Here is a 19,065-nt window from a genome sequence, read left to right as displayed (position 1 = left end):
TTTAAAACACGGATGCTCCCTGATCGGCATGGCCTGCAATCTGCCGGAAGGCAGAAAACAACTCCCGTCCCGTGCCATAATGATTGCGGCTCAGATCCGGCATAGGGACAATGCGGTTTTGCAATTCCTCATCACTGACCAGAAGGTGCAATATGCCTTTTGTGGCATCAAGGCGGATAAGATCGCCTTCCTGAATTTTAGCAATTATGCCATGATCCAGCGCCTCCGGTGTAACGTGGATGGCAGAAGGCACCTTGCCGGATGCACCGGAAAGGCGGCCATCGGTAACAAGTGCCACTTTCTGACCGCGATCCTGCAAAATACCAAGCACGGTCATCAGCTTGTGCAGTTCCGGCATGCCGTTGGCTTTGGGGCCCTGATAGCGCACAACAGCGATAAAATCGCCCTCCAGCAAGCCGGCCTTAAAAGCATCCTGCAATTCAGCCTGATCGTGAAAAATTTTCGCCGGCGCCTCAATTATATGGCGTTCCGGCTTCACGGCTGAAATTTTGATAATGGCCTTACCAATATTGCCGGTCAGCAGTTTAATGCCGCCATCTGCCTGAAAAGGCGCCTCTGCCGCGGCAAGGATTTTGGGGTCGCCGCTGACCTGCGGCGCTGGCTTGCGAATAACCGTGCCGTTCTCGCCAAGATAGGGCTCAATAGCATAATCATGCAGCCCTTCGCCCCATACTGTGCGCACATTTTCATGCAGCAAACCGGCGGTAAGCAATTCGCGGATAAGATAGCCCATGCCGCCGGCTGCGTGGAAATGATTTACATCAGCAAGGCCATTGGGATAAACGCGGGCAAGGAGCGGCACAATGGCGGAAATTTCCGCAATATCATGCCATGTCAGCTTGATACCCGCTGCCGCAGCCATGGCAATAAGATGAATTGTGTGATTGGTGGAACCGCCGGTTGCATTCAGACCGACAATCGCATTCACAAAAGAGCGCTCATCCAGCATGGCGCCCACAGGCGTATAGGCGTTGCCGCAGGCGGTGATTTGCAAAGCGCGCTTTGTGGCTTCCCTGGTCATGGCATCACGCAGCGGCGTGTTGGGGTTGATAAAAGAACTGCCCGGAATATGCAGCCCCATAATTTCCATCAGCATTTGATTGGAATTAGCCGTGCCGTAAAAAGTGCAGGTGCCGGGGCCATGATAGGATCTGGATTCAGATTCCAGAAGTTGCGCGCGGCTCACCTTGCCCTCTGCATAAAGCTGGCGGATACGTGCTTTTTCATCATTGGGCAGGCCGGATGTCATGGGGCCTGCCGGAATGAATATTGCCGGAAGATGGCCAAAAGTGAGTGCGCCGATGACCAGCCCCGGCACGATCTTATCGCACACACCGAGATAAACAGCAGCATCAAACATATCATGTGAAAGACCGACAGCCGTAGCCATGGCAATGACATCGCGCGAGAACAGCGATAATTCCATGCCCGCAAAACCCTGCGTTACGCCGTCACACATAGCCGGCACGCCGCCTGCCACCTGTGCAACGCCGCCTGCCTCACGCGCAGCCTGTTTGATAAGCTGCGGAAAGGTCTCAAAAGGCTGATGTGCCGAGAGCATATCATTATAGGCTGTAATTATGCCGATATTGAGTTGCTCATCACCGGCAAGGCTTGCCTTATCCGGTGCATTGCAGGCAGCAAAACCATGGGCAAGATTGGCGCAACCAAGCATTGTGCGCACAGGTTTGCGGCTTGCAGCTTCACCGATCCGCTCAAGATAGGCCTCGCGGGTGGCACGCGAGCGTTCTGTTATGCGTGCTGTAACATCCTTGAGGGTTTGATTGACGGTCATTTCAGTCTCCCGCGCCGGTCAGACCGGCAATATTTAATCACTTTATTTAGTTTTTTAAACCGATTTAATACACCTGAACAGATGTGAGCGGAAGAGGCGGCAGGGGCAGATGCGTCTATAAAACGCACGACACAGACAGGCCGGCTGAAAGGCGTGAAAAGAATTGTCAGGCCTTATTTCTTACCCTGAAACTGGCGGAATACAGTGATCAGGGTAAGGCGTTTTGTGTTCATGGTGCCCAATAGAGCTGAAGCGGATGTTTTGCATGGGCAAAAATGGCCCGCACAGGCATGGCCATAATATCATCTCCGGCAAGGGCTTCTTCCAGAATGTTGAGTTTTTGCTGCCCTTCAATATGGAGGATCAGCAAATCTGCGCCCGCAATAACCGGTAATGTCAGGGTCAGGCGTGGTTCGCCTGCGCCTTCTGCCTGCATTGGCAGCACAACCGCGCGGGTTTGCGGATCAAGCGCCTGATCCAGCCTGCTGCCGCCCCGGAAAAAAGAGGCCGTATGGCCGTCTGTCCCCATGCCAAGCACCACCACATCAAAAGGTTTTGGCAGGGCATCAATGCGGTTTGCTGCGGTAACAGCGGCAACGCTTGCAGTTTGTGCCGGCCCGTAAAGCCCCACAAAGGCAGCTTGCGCGGCACTGTTTTGCAAGAGATGGTCGCGCACCAGCTTTTCATTGGAACGCGCATGATCAGGGGCTACAAAACGCTCATCAACAAGCGTGATCGTGACCTGTTTCCACGCCACATTCTGCATGGAAAGCGCTTCAAACAAATGAACCGGCGTGGTGCCGCCGGATACTGCGAGAACGGCCTGTCCTTTAGCCGCTATCGCTTGATTGAGTTGATCCGCAATCGTCTCGGCTAATTGCAGCGCCAGGGCGGAAGGGTCTGCAAATTCATGCCGTTCAAGAGTGGTTATGTCATTCTCCATCAGTCTTGCTGCATATAGATTACATTATAAAAATCCTATGCAAAACATTATTTTATCTCTTTAACAGAATAAGCCCCCCGCATGGGATTTTATTTTGTTTTTTGAGAGGCGGTTATATTTTTATTTTGCCTGTTGCTGTGGTCGTGCCCGTCTGATTTTTTTAACGCATATCTTTATCTCAAAACCGGTTCCCACTTTTGAGAGATATGCTTCAGAGACTGTCGTGCCCGTCTCGTCAGAGACTGTCGTGCCCCGTCTCGTCAGAGACTGTCGTGCCAAGTGCGGCCGTCACGCTCGATCAGGGCAATGGAGCCGGAAGGCCCCCATGTGCCTGATGTATAGCCCTGCACCTTTTGTTCATTGGCCTCCCAGGCGGCAAGGATCGGATCAATCCAGCGCCATGCAGCCTCCACCTCATCGCGGCGCATAAACAAGGTCTGGTTGCCGCGCACCACATCCATGATCAGGCGTTCATAGGCATCGGGATTGCGCCCGTCAAAAGAGGCGGCAAAACTCATATCCAGCGGAATATGGCGCAGACGCATACCGCCGGGGCCGGGATCCTTGATCATGATCCATTGTTTCACACCCTCATCGGGCTGCAGGCGGATAACCAGCTGATTGGCAACAATATGTCCGGCGCTGTTTTCAAAAATTGAATGGGGGATGGGTTTGAATGTAACCACAATTTCTGAAACACGTGTGGCAAGCCTTTTGCCGGTGCGCAAATAGAACGGCACATTCGCCCAGCGCCAATTGCCGATCTCTGCTTTGAGCGCCACAAAAGTTTCTGTATTACTGGTGCTGTTTTCCAGATCTTCCAGATAACCCTTTACAGGTCCGCCGGCAGAAGCGCCGGCGCGATATTGGCCGCGCACTGTGTTTTCCTGTGCGTTCTCCTCATTAATAGGAATGAGCGAGCGCAGCACCTTGACCTTTTCATCATGAACAGCATCGGCTTCCAGCGAGGCCGGCGGCTCCATGGCCACGAGGCAGAGCAATTGCAGCATATGGTTCTGCACCATATCACGCAATGCGCCTGCAGTGTCATAATAGCCGGCGCGCCCTTCAAGCCCCACCGATTCCGCAACAGTAATCTGCACATGGTCGATATGGGCAGAGTTCCACAGCGGTTCATAAAGCGCATTGGCAAAGCGCAGCGCCATCAGGTTTTGCACCGTTTCCTTGCCCAGATAATGATCAATACGGAAAATCTGGTCTTCACGGAACACGCTGCCGATTGTGTCATTCAGCAGGCGGGCAGAGGCCAGATCACGGCCGATCGGTTTTTCAACCACAATACGGCTATGTTCGCTCACCAGATCATAGGCCTGCAAACGCTGGGCAATATCGCCAAACAGGCTGGGGCTGACGGCGAGATAAAAGGCGCGGATATCTGCCGGTTTGCTGTTGATCAGTTTTTTGAGTGCCGCCCAGCCAAGATCAGATCTCGCATCTACCGCAACATAGGAAATGCGCTTGAGAAACTCCTCAATCTGCGCTTCATCAATCTCGTCCTTTTTGACATGGGCATTGATCGCATTGCGGGCAAAATCCTTATATTGCGCATCACTCATCTCACTGCGCGAGACACCGATAATGCGCGTAGGCTCAACAAACTGGCCGGCTCGCTGGCGCTGATAAAGGGCAGGGATCAGCTTGCGTTCAGTAAGATCGCCTGAGCCGCCGAAAACGATACAGTCAAAAGGGTCTACCGGAATGATCTGGCTGGTCATAAACCTGTCTCTTATTCGCTTGGTTGAGGTGTGCCGGTGCGGCAGGGTAAGAAGAGAAAGTGTCGGGATTGCGCCGCTTGCCCGAATGATGGTGAAAAGTGATTTGTCTATATTCTAGCGAAATACGGCGCTTGACAAGAGTGGTTTGTTAAATCGATTTAAATTATATTTGAAGCGGATTGAATTTTGGTTTTGGCAGGCCTGTTACAAATGATTGATCTGCCTCAAGGAGAACCGGTTATTCCCCTTGGCGCGTAAATATTCTAAGCATGAGCAGTGATTTGCCGGCCTGATATGTTTGCAGGCTTTTTTTCATGAAGAATTCTGGAGAAGATGATGGCGCGTTTGAAAGATAAGATTGCAATTGTTACCGGTGCCGGTTCCGGCTTTGGGGCGGCTATTGCGCGTCGTTTTGCCCAGGAAGGTGCAAAGGTAGTGGTTGCTGATATTAATTCAAAACGCGCCAATGATGTGGCTTCGGCAATTGGCCAGCATGCGGTTGCACTTGCCGCGGATGTATCGCGCAAGGATGATATGGAGCGGCTTGTCGGTAGCACTTTGCAGCATTTCGGCCGGCTGGATATTATGGTCAATAATGCCGGCTTTGCCTATAAATCCATGCCGTTAACCGATGTGCCGGAGGATAGTTTTGATCTTATTAATGCTGTGAATATGAAGGCACTTTACTTTTCGTCACTCGCAGTTGTGCCGGTTATGCGCAAATCGGGCGGCGGCTCGATTATCAATATGGCATCCATCAGCGCCAAGCATCCGCGTAAAGGGCTGACATGGTTTAACGCCTCCAAGGGCTGGGTGCTGAGCGCCACCAAATCCATGGCGCTGGAGCTGGCAGAGCATAAAATCCGCGTCAATGCCATTTGTCCGGTGGAAAGTGAAACGGAAACCCTGAAAATCGTTTTGGGGCTTGATACGCAGGAAGCGCGTGAGGAGATCCGCAGTTCTATTCCGTTAGGGCGCCTTTCCAGCCCGGAAGATGTTGCCAATGCCGCCTTGTGGCTGGCCGGCGATGAGGCTGCCTTTGTAACGGGCACCTCTGTGGATATTGATGGCGGCTACAGTATCTGAACACCGTCCGCATTGCGGGATGAGGAACATTTCATCATTTCATAAAACTGAAATATCCTAAATCCGATCCATCATTGCAAACCATGACAAAGCAAGAAAGAGCATGGGCGCACGCAATGTGCGCCCGCCGGGAAAAGGCGGCACTTTGAGAATTTCAAACTGGCGCAGCCTCTCGCGGTTGCCTGTTGCCGCTTCGGCATAAAGCTTGCCCATGAAATGGCTGAGCATAACACCATGGCCGGAATAGCCGCCGGCACTGATGACATTGGGCATAACCTCGCGCACAAAAGGCTGGCGCGGCATGGTGATGCCAACCGAACCGCCCCATGAATGGGTAATCTCAATATCTTTGAGCTGCGGATAGATTTCCGCAATCTGGCGGCGGATATGTTTGGCAATGTCGCGCGGATTATCTGCCGTATAGGCCTCGCGCCCGCCAAATAACAGGCGCCCGTCTACAGAGCGGCGGAAATAGCGCACCACAAAACGGGAATCATCAACCGCTTCCCCGCCCGGTAAAACACCGTAATCAGCATCCAGCGGCACCGTAGCGCCGATAAAGGAGCGGATTGGCATCACATGGGCGGCGCTCACCGGTTCCAGATCGCCGCCATAGGCATTAACGGCAATCAGCGCCTTCTGAGCATTGATAAGGCCGCGCGTGGTTTTGACAATAACGCGGCCATTGGCAGAGGTAATGCCGGTGGCCTTGCTGTTTTCAAACAATCTGGCGCCGGCTTGTGCTGCGGTTTTTGCAAGGCCAACCAAAAGTTTCAATGGATGGATATGGCCGGTGCCACTGTCATAAGTGCCGGCATAATAGCGGTGCGAGCCAAGTTTCTCGGCCACTTCCTCACGCTCCATAAACCGCATATGCGGATAGTTGAAACGCGAGGCGATCAGTTCGCAATGCTGCCTGTAGTGTTTTTCATAGCGTTGTTTATGCGCAACAGAAATCTGCCCGGCTCTGTAATCCATATCAATCTTATGGTGCGCGGAAAACGTCATAAGATGATGTTTTGCCTCTTCCGCCAGATCAAACAGGGCTTTGGCATGGTCAAAACCATATTGTTTTTCAAGGTCTTCCGCCCATGTTCGCTGGCCGGTATTGAGCTGGCCGCCATTGCGTCCGGATGCACCGTCGCCAAAGCGTGCACCGTCAACAAGCACCACGTCAATGCCTTGAACAGCCAGATGATAGGCCGCTGAAAGACCGGTATAACCGCCGCCGATAATCACGATATCGGCTTGTTGCGAGCCGTCAAAGGCCGGATAGGCCGGTCTTTCAGGAATGCTGGTTTCATACCATGACAGTCCGGGCGAAATCGGGCTTTGATAATGCGATGACTGTTGCATGGGCTGCCTTGAAAATGCCGTTACAGGGGCTGCGAGTCGAAAAAATCGCATTGCCTCTCACGTTGTATCAACTTGATGATTGTGGCAATGCGACCAAATAAATGGGGGGGGATTTATACGTTGAGCAGCAAATATTCCCGCTCCCACGGGCTGATCACTTCCATAAAGGTTTCAAACTCAGCGCGTTTGATTGCCGCATAGGTGGTGGCAAAGCTCTCTCCCAGCAAGGCTTTAAGCTCTGCATCCTGCTCAAACAGTGTGACAGCCTCAATCAGGCCGCGCGGCAGTTCCACCTCATTGCGGTTAACCGATGTTGCAACCGGCGCATCGGGCATAATCTTGTTTCGCAGGCCAATCAGCCCGCAGGCAAGTGATGCGGCAAGCGCCAGATAGGGATTGGCATCGGAGGAGGGGATGCGGTTTTCCACGCGCCGGGCCTGAGGATCAGAGCGCGGCACGCGCAATGCCGTGGTGCGGTTGTCATAGCCCCATTTTACATTAACCGGTGCCGAGGCATCCGGTGTGAGGCGGCGATAGGAATTCACATAAGGGGCAAACATCACCAGCGCATTGGGAATGTGGCGCTGCATACCGCCGATAAAATGCCGGAAAGCCTCGCTTTCGCTGCCATCCTCATTGCTGAAAATATTTTTGCCGGTTTTTTTATCAACAATGGATTGATGAATATGCATGGCAGAGCCCGGCTGCCCCTGAATGGGTTTGGCCATAAAAGTTGCATACATATCATGTTTAAGCGCGGCTTCACGAATGGTGCGCTTAAACATGAAAGCCTGATCGGCAAGCTCCAGCGGATCGCCGTGGCGCAGATTGATTTCCAGCTGACCTGCGCCTTCTTCATGAATAAGCGTATCAATTTCCAGTCCCTGCGCTTCAGAGAAATGGTAAATATCGTCGATTAATTCGTCAAATTCGTTAACGCCGGCAATGGAGTAGCCCTGTCCGCCGCCAATGGCGCGGCCTGAGCGGCCAACCGGCGGGGTGAGCGGATAATCCGGATCAGGGTTTTTTCGCACCAGATAAAATTCAATTTCCGGCGCGACAACCGGCCTGAGGCCAAGCCTGGCATATTCATCGACCACGCGTTTGAGCACATTGCGCGGAGTAAATTCTGCCACGCGCCCGTCCTGATAAACGAGATCGCACAGGACCTGTGCCGTTGGATCGGTTTCCCACGGCACAACAGTGAGTGTGGAGAGATCTGCAACAAGGCGCAGATCGCCGTCATCTTCCGGATAGACAAAACCATGGCCGTCATCGGGATAATCGCCGGAAATTGTAACCATAAAAACCGCAGATGGCAGTGCCAGTGTGGAATTGGAGATAAATTTCTTTGACGGCATCATCTTGCCGCGGGCAACACCGGCCTGATCCGGCGTGATACATTCGATATCTTCAATATCGCGCCATGCCAGCCATTCAGATGCTTCTTTCCAGTTTTTGACACCGCGCAGGGATTTAACATAGGCAGGTGTGCCGCGGCGTACAGGTTTACGCGTTTTCTTCTTCTCGGGTGTGGTGGCAGGCATTAATCACCAGATGGCTGTTTGCGATAAAGCTATATATAGCCCTATCACAGCTTTTTGACAAACCGGCTAAATTTTCCCCCTGTGAGGCAGGTTTTGGTTTTGAAATGTTTTTTATAATTTTATTGTCCGCATTTAGCGGAAAGCAGACTGCCTGAGCCGCACTCCGGTTTCTTTTAAAACCATGCGTGACGGCTGGTCATGATATCAGGCAGCCTGCTTATTGTGCGGCTCTGAAAATTACCCTTGAGGAAATGCAAAAAAAGGGTAACGGGGAGACAGAACCGGATCTGGAATATGAAACCTGCCTTGCCGCTGGTTGAACCGGCAAGACAGGCACGGCACGAGCCAGAGTGGCTGCATCTGTGCCGTTGAGAGCATGTTGCGGAGTTATAGATGGTTTTGTTTTTTGTTTTATGGTGTTTTTTAAAATTTACCCCGCAAACTTGAGGTTTAATTTCGTGTTACGGTAACGGGCATTAAAAGGTCTCCCCACTGGCCTGCGCCGTCCCGCATTGCGTAGCATGCAAACTAAAAACCGCATTGCGTAGCATGCAAACTAAAAACCGCATTGCGCAGCATGCAAAGTGCCAAAATACATGGCGGCGCAGGCTTGAAGTTTAATTTCTTGTTACGATAACGGGCGTTAAAAGGTCTCCCCACTGGCCTGCGCCGCCATGATGGCGGGCAGAGCGCACCAGCTCAACAGATACTCCGGCATCAACCGCTTTCATAACTGCGTGGTTGAGGCGATGAAGATCATTGGCGAGCATGCGGATTGCGGCCTTCTGGTCTTCTGTCATAGCCGAAGCTTGTTCTTCGGCCCGTTCTTTAACCTGTGGCTTGGTCATCATGGTTTTTATCCTTTGGTTATGATCAGGTGTTGAGCTGAAGTCGCGGGTTAAGTGAATCCGTAGCCGATGGGTGAAGGAGGGGATACGGCTACGGATTGGTTTGGCCGTTCAGGGCCGGGTGTTACAGAGCCGGTGATGCAGGAAGTGACTGGAGTCCGGCTCTGTTTTCCTCCTGCTGCTTATTCGGCAGCAGGGCGGAACTGGTCATGCTCTGTTGATTCAGCCATAGCGGTTGTTGAAGACTGGCCGCCGGTGATCGCCATGGAGACGGCATCGAAATAGCCGGTGCCAACCTCACGCTGGTGTTTGGTTGCTGTATAGCCTTGTGCCTCTGCGGCAAATTCGGCCTGTTGCAGCTCGGAATAGGCTGCCATCTGGCGGTCTTTATAGCCGCGCGCCAGTTCAAACATGCCGTAATTGAGCTGGTGGAAGCCGGCAAGCGTGATGAACTGGAATTTATAGCCCATCGCTCCCAGTTCACGCTGGAATTTGGCAATGGTTGCATCATCAAGATTGGCTTTCCAGTTGAAAGACGGCGAGCAGTTATAGGCCAGAAGCTTGCCCGGATGTACTTTGTGCACACCTTCAGCAAATTTGCGTGCCTGTTCCAGATCAGGTTTTGAAGTTTCACACCAGATCAGGTCGCAATGCGGCGCATAGGCAACGGCACGGGCAATGCATGGCTCAAGACCGTTCTTCACATGGTAGAAACCTTCAACTGTGCGCCCCTTGTCATAATCAACAAATGGCTGGTCGCGCTCATCAATATCCGAGGTCAAAAGCTTGGCGGCTTCCGCATCGGTGCGGGCAATAACCAGTGTTGGCACGCCCATAATATCAGCGGCAAGGCGTGCGGCATTGAGGTTGCGGATATGCGCAGCCGTCGGGATGAGAACCTTGCCGCCCAGATGGCCGCATTTCTTTTCTGAAGCCAATTGATCTTCAAAATGCACACCGGCAGCACCGGCCTCAATAAAGGCTTTCATGATTTCAAAAGCGTTGAGCGGGCCGCCAAAACCGGCCTCAGCATCCGCAACGATCGGCGCAAACCATGTATCAACGGATAAGCCTTTGCCCTCGGCGGTTTCAATCTGATCAGCGCGTTGCAGGGTGCGGTTGATGCGCTTTGCCAGTTCAGGCGCTGCATTGGCCGGATAAAGTGACTGATCCGGATACATGGCGGAAGCTGTGTTGGCATCGGCTGCAACCTGCCAGCCAGAGAGGTAGATGGCCTTGAGGCCGGCGCGCACCATCTGCATGGCCTGATTGCCGGAGAGCGCACCCAGCGCATTGACGAAATTTTCCTCATGAATGAGTTTCCACAGGCGGTTGGCGCCATTTTCAGCCAGCGAATATTTGATTTCTACCGAACCGCGCAGCCGCTTTACATCTTCAACAGTATGTGAACGCTGCAAACCGTCGAAACGGCCTTTTGGAGCGGAGGGAACCAGATCGTAAAAATCAGTCATAATCAGACATCCTGTAAAAATTTGTCATGAGACAAGAGAGTGAAGTGTATTTCAGAGATGAATACGTGTTTTATCTGTTACCAGATTTACAGGTTTGAAGTTGATTTGCGAGAAAATTGCGAATTCAAGGCAAAATATTCAGGTTATGCTGTGTTGTTTTGACAAGTTGGTTCTGTAAATTTGTAAGTTATGTAAATTTGACAAATGCGAAAAATTAGTCAAATTCTTTACAAGGTGGGAAATATTGAGTGAGTCACAAAAAAGGTGAGGCCAGTGGCGGAACGCAAGATTTTTGCCGGAGCACGTATCCGGCGTATCCGTAATGAGCGCGGGTTGACACAGGTGGCCATGGCCGAGGGGCTGGATATTTCTCCCTCTTATCTCAACCTTATTGAGCGCAATCAACGCCCGCTCACAGTGCAATTGCTTCTGAAACTGGCCTCTGTCTATAAGGTTGATCTTGATCAGTTGCAGGAGGAAACCGGCTCGGCGCTGGCCGGGTTGAAAGAGGTTTTTTCTGAACCCTTGCTGGCAGGGGAACTTCCGGGAGATCAGGAACTGATTGATATTTGTGAATCTGCTCCCAATGCGGCTGCGGGCATTGTCAAGCTGTTCCGCGCTTATCGTGAGCAGCAGCAGCGGCTTAGTGATCTCTCGGATATGATGGCGCGGGAGGGCAAGGCGCTGGCGCTGGCGCCTGCACGCCTGCCGCTGGATGAGGTGCGCGATGTGCTGGCAAGAAAAGCGAATTATTTCGAGCGGATCGAAGCTGAGGCGGATAGTTTTTCGCGTCTTTTAAAATCGGAAGATGGTTTGCTGCCGGCGCTCAAACAATGGCTGAAGCGTGAACAATCGGTGACAGTGCGCACATTGCCGGCCGCAACCATGCCAAATTGGCGGCGGCGCTATGACCGGCATTCGCTGCGCCTGTTTATATCTGAGCGTTTATCTGTTTTCGATCAAATCCGCGAAGTGGCGATGGAGGCGGCTTCCATTCGTATGCAGGTGGTGATTGGTGCGGAGCTGGAAGATCTGAAATTGAGCTCTGCGGAGGCAAAACGTATCGCCCGCACAGAGCTTTTACGTTATGCCGCCCATGCTTTGATGATGCCTTATACGGCTTTCAGGGAGGCGGCGCAGCGGGCAAAATATGATCTGGATGTGTTGCGTTCCCGTTTTAATGTTTCCTATGAGCAGGCGGCCTGCCGTTTAACCACATTGCAGCGGCAGGGATCTGCGGGAATACCGTTTTTTCTGCAGGAGATTGATCAGGCCGGCCACAGGCTGCGTATTATGGGTGCGCAGGGCTTTCCGCAGGCGCGCTTTGGCGGAAATTGCCCTAAATTGCAGATTTACAATGCTTTTTCACATCCGCAGCAATTGCTGGTAGAGCAGGTGGAACTGCCGGACGGGATGCAATATCTCACCATCAGCCGCACGATTGAAGGGCCGCAGGCAGGCTTTGGCGAGCAGCCGCGCCGCACGGCGCTGATGCTCGCTTGTGAGGCATCATTGGCACAGGATACGGTCTATGGCGCTTATCTGGCGGGTGTTTCCTCCGGTAGCGGGGTTAATCCCGTAGGCACTGTCTGCCGTTTATGTGAGCGGCAGGCCTGCCTTGCCCGTGCCGAGCCGCTGCTCACCCGCCCTTTGGCGCTGGATGAAATGGTATCCGGCTTTTCTGCCTATGATTTTCAGTAACAGTCAGTTTTCGTTATGGAAGGATAAAGATTCGCACAAACAGTCCGTGGCCTGCAAATGATGCATATGATTGATTCATAAAATATAAATTCTTGCCTTTACAGCTGGATTATTTTGCAGGCTTGCGCGATTTTTGCGCTTTCAGGGACACACAAAGTTTAAAATTGTGTTTATATAATTCAAAAAATTCATGCTTTGGCCGTTAAGCGTCATCTTTCCGTTGACGAAGCGCAATTAATCTCAAAAGGTAACAGGAATGCACATTGACGGGCAATGTGCACGGGACATCTTCTGCCTGTTGGGCTTTTGTGTACGGAGTGACTGATGAAGATCAAAGCTCATTTGCTTTCCTATGTATCGGCCGGTTGTGTGGCGCTTGCTGCATTGCTGCCTGCACTTCCTGCCTCCGCGCAGGAGCGGGTGCTGAATATTTACAACTGGTCTGATTATATTGATGATTCCATCCTGAAGGATTTTGAGAAGGAAACCGGCATCAAGATCGTTTACGATGTCTATGATTCCAATGAGATCCTTGAGACAAAGCTGCTCGCCGGCAGTTCAGGCTATGATATTGTTGTGCCGTCTGCCGAGTTTCTCGGCCGTCAGATTCCTGCCGGCGTGTTCCAGAAGCTGGATAAGGAAAAACTCCCTAACCTGAAAAATATGTGGGATGAAATCTCCTCCCGCACCGAGGTTTACGATCCTGGCAATGAATATTCGATCAATTATATGTGGGGCACAACGGGCATTGGCTATAATAAGGCCAAGATCAAGGAAGTGCTCGGCACGGATGAAATTGACAGTTGGGATGTTCTGTTCAAGCCGGAAATTTCTGCCAAGCTGAAAGATTGCGGCATTTATCTGTTGGATTCAGGCAGTGAAATGCTGCGTCCGGCCATGCATTATCTGGGCTTTGACAGCAATAAGCCAACCGCGGAAAGCTTTGCCAAGGCGGAAGAGCTTTACCTTGCCATCCGCCCGAATATCCGCAAATTCCACTCGTCAGAATATATTAATGCGCTGGCCAATGGCGATATCTGTATGGCAGTTGGTTATTCCGGCGATATTTTTCAGGCGCGTGAACGTGCGGAGGAAGCCAAGAACGGTGTGGAAATCGGCTATGCCATCCCTAAGGAAGGCGCGCTGATGTGGTTTGACCAGATGGCCATTCCTGCTGATGCCAAACATGTTGAGGAAGCGCATGAATTTATCAATTATATCATGCGTCCGGAGGTGATTGCCAAGGCTTCCGATTTTGTGTTCTACGCCAATGGTAACAAGGCTTCACAGCAATTTATTGATAAGGATTTGTTGAATGATCCGGAGGTCTATCCCGGAGAGGATGTGATGAAGCAATTGTTTGTGCCATTGCCATATCCGCCTAAAATCAACCAGATGGCCACCCGCGCATGGACCAAAATTGTAACAGGTCATTAATTCAGGCAAGGAGACAAACGGGGCATCTGCCCCGTTTGTTTTAGAGCATTTTCAAGCCAAAAGTGCAAAGCGGTTTTGTGTCTGGATAATGCGCTGGAATATGCATGTTCAAGACCCGCAATATGAGGGGAAGAGAATGAAATCTTTTGGCAGTTTTCGCCGCAAATTTGCACCCTGGAATGATCCGGCGGCAAAGCCCTTTATTTCATTTGAGAATATTGTCAAAAAATTTGACGATGTGACAGTGATTGACAATTTGTCACTGAATATTTTTAACCGCGAGTTTTTTGCCCTGCTTGGTGCATCCGGCAGCGGCAAGTCTACCCTGATGCGCATGCTGGCCGGTTTTGAAGAACCAACCAGTGGCCGCATCATGCTGGACGGGCAGGATCTGCGCGGTATTCCGCCCTATAAGCGCCCGGTGAATATGATGTTTCAGTCTTATGCGCTGTTTCCGCATATGAATGTTGAGCAGAATATTGCCTTTGGCCTGAAACAGGATGGCATGGCCAAATCGGAAATGGCAGACCGTGTGAATGATATGCTGAAACTGGTGAAGCTGGAGAAATATTCCAGACGCAAGCCGCATCAGCTTTCCGGCGGCCAGCGCCAGCGTGTGGCTTTGGCGCGTGCGGTTGCCAAGCGCCCGAAAGTGCTGCTTTTGGATGAGCCTTTGGGTGCGCTGGATAAAAAGCTGCGTGAGGAGACACAGTTTGAGCTGATGGATCTGCAGATGAATCTCGGTCTTACTTTTCTGATTGTGACCCATGATCAGGAAGAGGCCATGACCATGGCTGACCGTATTGCCGTGCTGGATAAGGGGCAGATTATGCAGGTTGCCACGCCGGCTGAGGTTTATGAGGCGCCGAGCAATAAATTTGTTGCTGATTTTATCGGTAATATTAATCTGCTTGAGGGGGAGGTGGCGCATTGCGCCAATGGGCTGGCCCAAATTGACAGTGTTGCCAATAATCTGACAATCCGCACCAAAACCACCAGAGAGCTCACCAAAGGGCAGAAAGTCTGGTACGCAATTCGCCCGGAGAAGATTACCCTCAGCCGTGAAAAGCCGGAAGACGCATCGGTCAATGCCCTGCAGGGGGAATTGTGGGATATCGCATATTTTGGCGATATGAACGTGTTTCATGTCCGTTTGCCCAATGGCCGCACCATCAAGGCTTCAAGCATGAATGCGGTGCGCCGCACAGATGATCCGCTGGGTTATGATGAACAGGTCTGGGTCTCTTTTGAGGATGATGCCGGCATGGTTCTGGTTGCCTGATCACCCATTGCAGACATAGGGGTAGTCCATGCAAAAAATTATTGCAGCTATTGCTTCCAGAGCGGTGATCGCCGTGCCCTATATATGGCTTGGCCTGTTTTTTCTGATCCCGTTTTTTATTGTTTTCAAAATCTCCTTGTCGGAAGTGGCAATGGCTATTCCGGCTTATGATCCGCGTTTTTTCTGGAGCGACGGCCTTGCCGGTATCTGGCAGAAAATACAGCAATTCTCTGTTGATAATTATATCTGGCTGACCGAGGATTCACTCTATTACAAGGCTTATCTCTCCAGTTTATGGATTGCCCTTGTCTCTACATTCCTGACCCTGTTAATTGGTTTTCCGCTGGCTTACGGTATGGCGCGGGCACCGCTGACACTGCGTCCGACCCTGCTGATGCTGGTAATCCTGCCGTTCTGGACCTCGTTCCTGATCCGTGTCTATGCGTGGATTGCTATTTTAAAACCGGAGGGCTTGCTCAATCAGCTGCTTTTATGGGCTCATATTATTGATAGCCCGCTGACAATTCTCAATACCGATACAGCCGTTTATATCGGCATTGTCTATTCTTACCTGCCTTTTATGGTGCTGCCGATCTATTCCGCATTGGAAAAAATGGATTATTCGCTGATTGAAGCCGCGCAGGATCTGGGCTGCACACCGCTGAAAGCTTTCTGGAAAATCACTTTTCCGCTGGCGCTTCCCGGTGTTGTTGCCGGTTCCATGCTGGTGTTTATTCCGGCCATCGGTGAGTTTGTGATTCCGGATCTTCTTGGCGGTTCCGGCACATTGATGATCGGGAAAACCTTGTGGAGCGAGTTTTTCTCCAACCGTAACTGGCCGCTTTCTGCCGCGGTTGCAGTGGTGCTTTTGGCAATTCTGGTAATACCGATTGTTCTGTTCCAGAAAATGCAGGCACGGGCGCAGGAAGGGGGTAAATAATGCAATCTTCATCCTGGTCACGTTTTAATATCGTCTCGGTGGTTCTGGGTTTTGCCTTTCTCTATTTGCCGATTGTGTTACTGGTGATTTATTCTTTCAATGAATCGCGTCTGGTTACAGTCTGGTCAGGCTTTTCAGTGAAATGGTATATTGAGCTGTTTAAAAATCAGGGGCTCAAGGATGCCGCATGGGTTACTGTGCGGGTCGGGATATTATCGGCAACAATTGCAACGGTACTTGGCACATTGGGCGCTCTGGCACTGACACGCTATACGCGCTTTCGCGGGCGTACGCTGTTTTCAGGTATGATTTATGCGCCGCTGGTGATGCCGGAAGTGATTACCGGCCTGTCGCTGCTGCTGTTGTTCGTGGCGGTTGGCTTTGACCGTGGTTTCTGGACGGTGACACTGGCGCATATCACTTTTGCCATGTGTTTTGTGGCGGTGGTGGTGCAGTCGCGTCTGGTAAGTTTTGACCGCTCGCTGGAGGAGGCGGCAATGGATCTGGGTGCGCCGCCGGTCACAACCTTTATGAAAATCACGCTGCCGATTATTCTGCCTGCTGTGGTCTCCGGCTGGATGCTGGCCTTTACCCTGTCGCTGGATGATCTGGTGATTGCAAGTTTTACCTCAGGGCCGGGAGCAACCACATTGCCGATGAAAATCTACAGTCAGGTGCGCCTTGGTGTAACACCGGAGATTAATGCGGTCTGCACCCTTTTGATTGCGCTGGTGGCAACGGGGGTTATTATAGCTTCCGTTATCAATAAGCGCCGCGTTGTGCAGCGCATGCGTGATGAACAGGCAGCCTTCCGCCAAAGTTAAAGATCCGGCTTTTCCGCTTAAAGGCTTGTGAAAAGCCGGATTTTTGAAAAACTGTTTTGGCCTGGCGTCTTGTTTCTTTTACCGTGTGGAAGAGATAAACGGCCTGTCCCACGAGCCGCCAACAAAGAAATGCAGATTTTCTGCCGGCAATATTTGTGGTGCAGGTTCCGGTTCTATCGGTTCGGCCGGTTGCGGCGCGGCTTCTTCGTGATTGGCAGGGTTCTCTGTATTTTGCGGCAGGGTCAGCGTGCCGGATAGTGCAAGGCTGCGATCGGTGAGAGGAATAATGCCTGAGAGGGAGAGGGTGCCTTGCGCGGTTTCCGTTCTGGCATTTTCCAGTGTTGCGGCGCCTTCGCCAAGCATAGCCTTGACCTGAAATTTCTTAAAATCAAGGCTGACCTTGTCGCGCCGCTGCAGGGCAAAAAAGCCCTCACTTCTCAGCTTGTCGATAAAGTCATTAAGATCAAAACCCAGCAGGCGGCCATTGTTTAAATTAAAGCTTATCTGTCCGCGGGCATTCTGCACCATGCTTTGCAGGCTGCGGGGAATGGTCTCTACATTGAGCGAGAGATTGCCATGCCCGCTCAAAATAGGATCATTGAGGCCGATAGCCACAAGAAATGCATGACTGTCAATATTGGCAGTATTCAGCCGCAAGGTGATTTTATCTTGTCCCTGATCTGTTTGCGCAAGATGGATATTGGCCTGTAGTGATCCTTTAAAAGCCTTGGCATCGCCAATATCAAAAATGGCTTCACCATTGCGGATTTGCAGGGCTGCGGCAAGGCCGGTCATTTGTGCCGTGCCGATGGTGGCATCCTGTGCCGAAAGCCGGATATCCAGATCAGCACTGTTCAAAAGGGCAGTATCAATCATACGTTGCGGGCCATAATACCGCAGCGGAATGCTCTTTGGCTGATCATCTTCACGCACTTTGGTAACAAGCGTGGTGACAGTGCGGATAAATGAAGCGGCCTCCAAAGTCTGAAAAGCCAGCGTGCCGGTAATCATCGGGCGTTCCTTGCCAAGGCTGATTTCCGCAGCGCCTTTGGCAGGCATATTATTGAGGTTAAGAGCAATATCTTCCAGCTTTATGCGCTGTGGTGTGGCACTGATATTGGTCTCAATGCTGAAAGCATCCTGAGGGGTGGTTTGCCCCTCATTGCCGGCATTATATCCTGCGGTATAGCTGGCATCAGAAGAAAGACCAAGCCAATGCAGGCTTTTAATAAGTGAAGGGCTTTTCAGGCTGAAAGCCCCCTCGCTGAACAGGTTTTCGGCAATATTGGTGCGGCCGTTAAAGCTGATATTTAAAGGTTTGGAATTGATCTGGGCGCTGATCTGGCTCATACCATTTGCCATAAGCGGTAATGGCTGGGCAATATTGAGCGTATAATTCAGTGTCTCCCCGTGCCAAACTGCATCCCCTTTTATAATTGCATTATTGGTGGTTTGCGGCCAGTCAATGCTGGCATTAATGGCGCTGACAGTTTGCTGCGGTTCTCTCTTACGGGTTGAAAAACCAATACTGCTGTTTTCAAAAACAAGTCTGCCAAAAGGAATGCTGAGAAGTCTCTTGTCATCAGGATTGCCGGTGCTGATACTGCGCGCTTGCCGGATGGCAGCACCAAGCCGGCCGGAGGAGGAAGCCAGCGTATCAATAAATTGCGGCAGGTCTTCAACCGGTTCACTTAAATTGAAATGGGCATTGATCAGGCGGGTTTCTGAAAAAGCCACACGGCCAAACAGGGCATTGAGTGGTGATATTTCTGCTTCAATGCGTTCTGCCACCATAAAGGGCGCAACGGCTTCACCCGTTTTACTCAGCGTGACATCACTGAGCGAGGCACGCAGAACCGGAAAAAACCGCAATTGCGGCGGTTGACGGATTTCCACACTATAGCCGGTCCAGGCACTGATATTTTGTGCCAGATGCAGGCGGATGGCATCCGTTGAAACAATATAAGGCAGTGCCGCAAGCGCGCCGGTAAACACCAAGGCCAAAATAAAAATAACCGCCAGTACAGGACGTATCAGTTTCATTGTGTTCCGATCATGGCTTGGGCAGCAGATTTGT

General features: G+C 51.5%; 14 protein-coding genes. 6 read left to right on the top strand and 8 right to left on the bottom strand.

The window, feature by feature from the left end; translation table 11 throughout:
• Nucleotide 1: 1 nt before the first annotated feature.
• From edd to zwf, 3 genes are all read right to left on the bottom strand, one after another.
• Nucleotides 2-1,816, bottom strand: a complete 1,815-nt coding sequence (edd, locus tag ACSTTO_RS12820) for a phosphogluconate dehydratase (RefSeq protein WP_439273601.1) — start codon at nt 1,814-1,816, stop codon at nt 2-4.
• 229 nt (nt 1,817-2,045) lie between these two features.
• On the bottom strand, nt 2,046-2,759 hold the full coding sequence (gene pgl, locus ACSTTO_RS12815) for a 6-phosphogluconolactonase (RefSeq protein WP_439273600.1): 714 nt from the start codon (nt 2,757-2,759) through the stop codon (nt 2,046-2,048).
• A 260-nt stretch (nt 2,760-3,019) separates the two neighbouring features.
• Nucleotides 3,020-4,495: a glucose-6-phosphate dehydrogenase gene (gene zwf, locus ACSTTO_RS12810; RefSeq protein ID WP_439273599.1), complete on the bottom strand. Its 1,476-nt coding sequence runs from the start codon at nt 4,493-4,495 to the stop codon at nt 3,020-3,022.
• Between the two features lie 336 nt (nt 4,496-4,831).
• On the opposite strand from zwf, the gene ACSTTO_RS12805 reads away from it, so the two are divergent.
• Complete coding sequence (locus ACSTTO_RS12805) at nt 4,832-5,581, top strand: glucose 1-dehydrogenase (protein WP_439273598.1); 750 nt, start codon at nt 4,832-4,834, stop codon at nt 5,579-5,581.
• A gap of 57 nt (nt 5,582-5,638) precedes the next feature.
• Here the strand turns inward: ACSTTO_RS12805 and ACSTTO_RS12800 are convergent, their stop codons facing one another.
• From ACSTTO_RS12800 to aceA, 4 genes are all read right to left on the bottom strand, one after another.
• Complete coding sequence (locus tag ACSTTO_RS12800) at nt 5,639-6,937, bottom strand: NAD(P)/FAD-dependent oxidoreductase (protein ID WP_439273597.1); 1,299 nt, start codon at nt 6,935-6,937, stop codon at nt 5,639-5,641.
• Between the two features lie 113 nt (nt 6,938-7,050).
• Nucleotides 7,051-8,484 carry a glutamine synthetase family protein gene (locus ACSTTO_RS12795; protein WP_439273596.1) on the bottom strand — a complete coding sequence of 478 codons (1,434 nt, stop codon included), beginning with the start codon at nt 8,482-8,484 and terminating at the stop codon, nt 7,051-7,053.
• Between the two features lie 617 nt (nt 8,485-9,101).
• Nucleotides 9,102-9,335 carry an SMc00767 family acetate metabolism repressor gene (locus tag ACSTTO_RS12790; protein WP_439273595.1) on the bottom strand — a complete coding sequence of 78 codons (234 nt, stop codon included), beginning with the start codon at nt 9,333-9,335 and terminating at the stop codon, nt 9,102-9,104.
• A 179-nt stretch (nt 9,336-9,514) separates the two neighbouring features.
• Nucleotides 9,515-10,804, bottom strand: coding sequence for an isocitrate lyase (gene aceA / locus ACSTTO_RS12785; protein ID WP_439273593.1), 1,290 nt, complete (start codon nt 10,802-10,804; stop codon nt 9,515-9,517).
• Between the two features lie 273 nt (nt 10,805-11,077).
• Here aceA and ACSTTO_RS12780 point away from each other — a divergent pair, with 273 nt between their 5' ends.
• The 5 genes from ACSTTO_RS12780 (at nt 11,078) to ACSTTO_RS12760 (ending at nt 16,988) form a co-directional block, all read left to right on the top strand.
• Nucleotides 11,078-12,505, top strand: a complete 1,428-nt coding sequence (locus ACSTTO_RS12780; RefSeq protein WP_439273592.1) for a helix-turn-helix domain-containing protein — start codon at nt 11,078-11,080, stop codon at nt 12,503-12,505.
• Nucleotides 12,506-12,829: 324 nt separating this feature from the next.
• The gene (locus tag ACSTTO_RS12775) at nt 12,830-13,942 is read left to right on the top strand and encodes a polyamine ABC transporter substrate-binding protein (protein ID WP_439273590.1); all 1,113 of its coding nucleotides are present in this window, start codon (nt 12,830-12,832) and stop codon (nt 13,940-13,942) included.
• A 136-nt stretch (nt 13,943-14,078) separates the two neighbouring features.
• Nucleotides 14,079-15,224 carry an ABC transporter ATP-binding protein gene (locus tag ACSTTO_RS12770; protein ID WP_439273589.1) on the top strand — a complete coding sequence of 382 codons (1,146 nt, stop codon included), beginning with the start codon at nt 14,079-14,081 and terminating at the stop codon, nt 15,222-15,224.
• Nucleotides 15,225-15,252: 28 nt separating this feature from the next.
• The gene (locus tag ACSTTO_RS12765; protein ID WP_439273587.1) at nt 15,253-16,164 is read left to right on the top strand and encodes an ABC transporter permease subunit; all 912 of its coding nucleotides are present in this window, start codon (nt 15,253-15,255) and stop codon (nt 16,162-16,164) included.
• Nucleotides 16,164-16,988, top strand: a complete 825-nt coding sequence (locus tag ACSTTO_RS12760; protein WP_439273586.1) for an ABC transporter permease — start codon at nt 16,164-16,166, stop codon at nt 16,986-16,988. Before ACSTTO_RS12765 ends, ACSTTO_RS12760 begins: the two co-directional genes overlap by 1 nt.
• Nucleotides 16,989-17,066: 78 nt before the next feature.
• Here ACSTTO_RS12760 and ACSTTO_RS12755 read toward each other — a convergent pair whose 3' ends face one another.
• A complete protein-coding gene (locus ACSTTO_RS12755) occupies nt 17,067-19,031 on the bottom strand; it encodes an AsmA family protein (RefSeq protein WP_439273584.1) in 1,965 nt (654 codons plus the stop codon).
• Nucleotides 19,032-19,065: the final 34 nt, after the last annotated feature.

It is taken from the genome of Pseudochrobactrum albidum (assembly GCF_051851455.1).
Taxonomy (GTDB): Bacteria; Pseudomonadota; Alphaproteobacteria; order Rhizobiales; family Rhizobiaceae; genus Pseudochrobactrum.
This window is presented reverse-complemented; position numbering and strand designations above follow the sequence as displayed.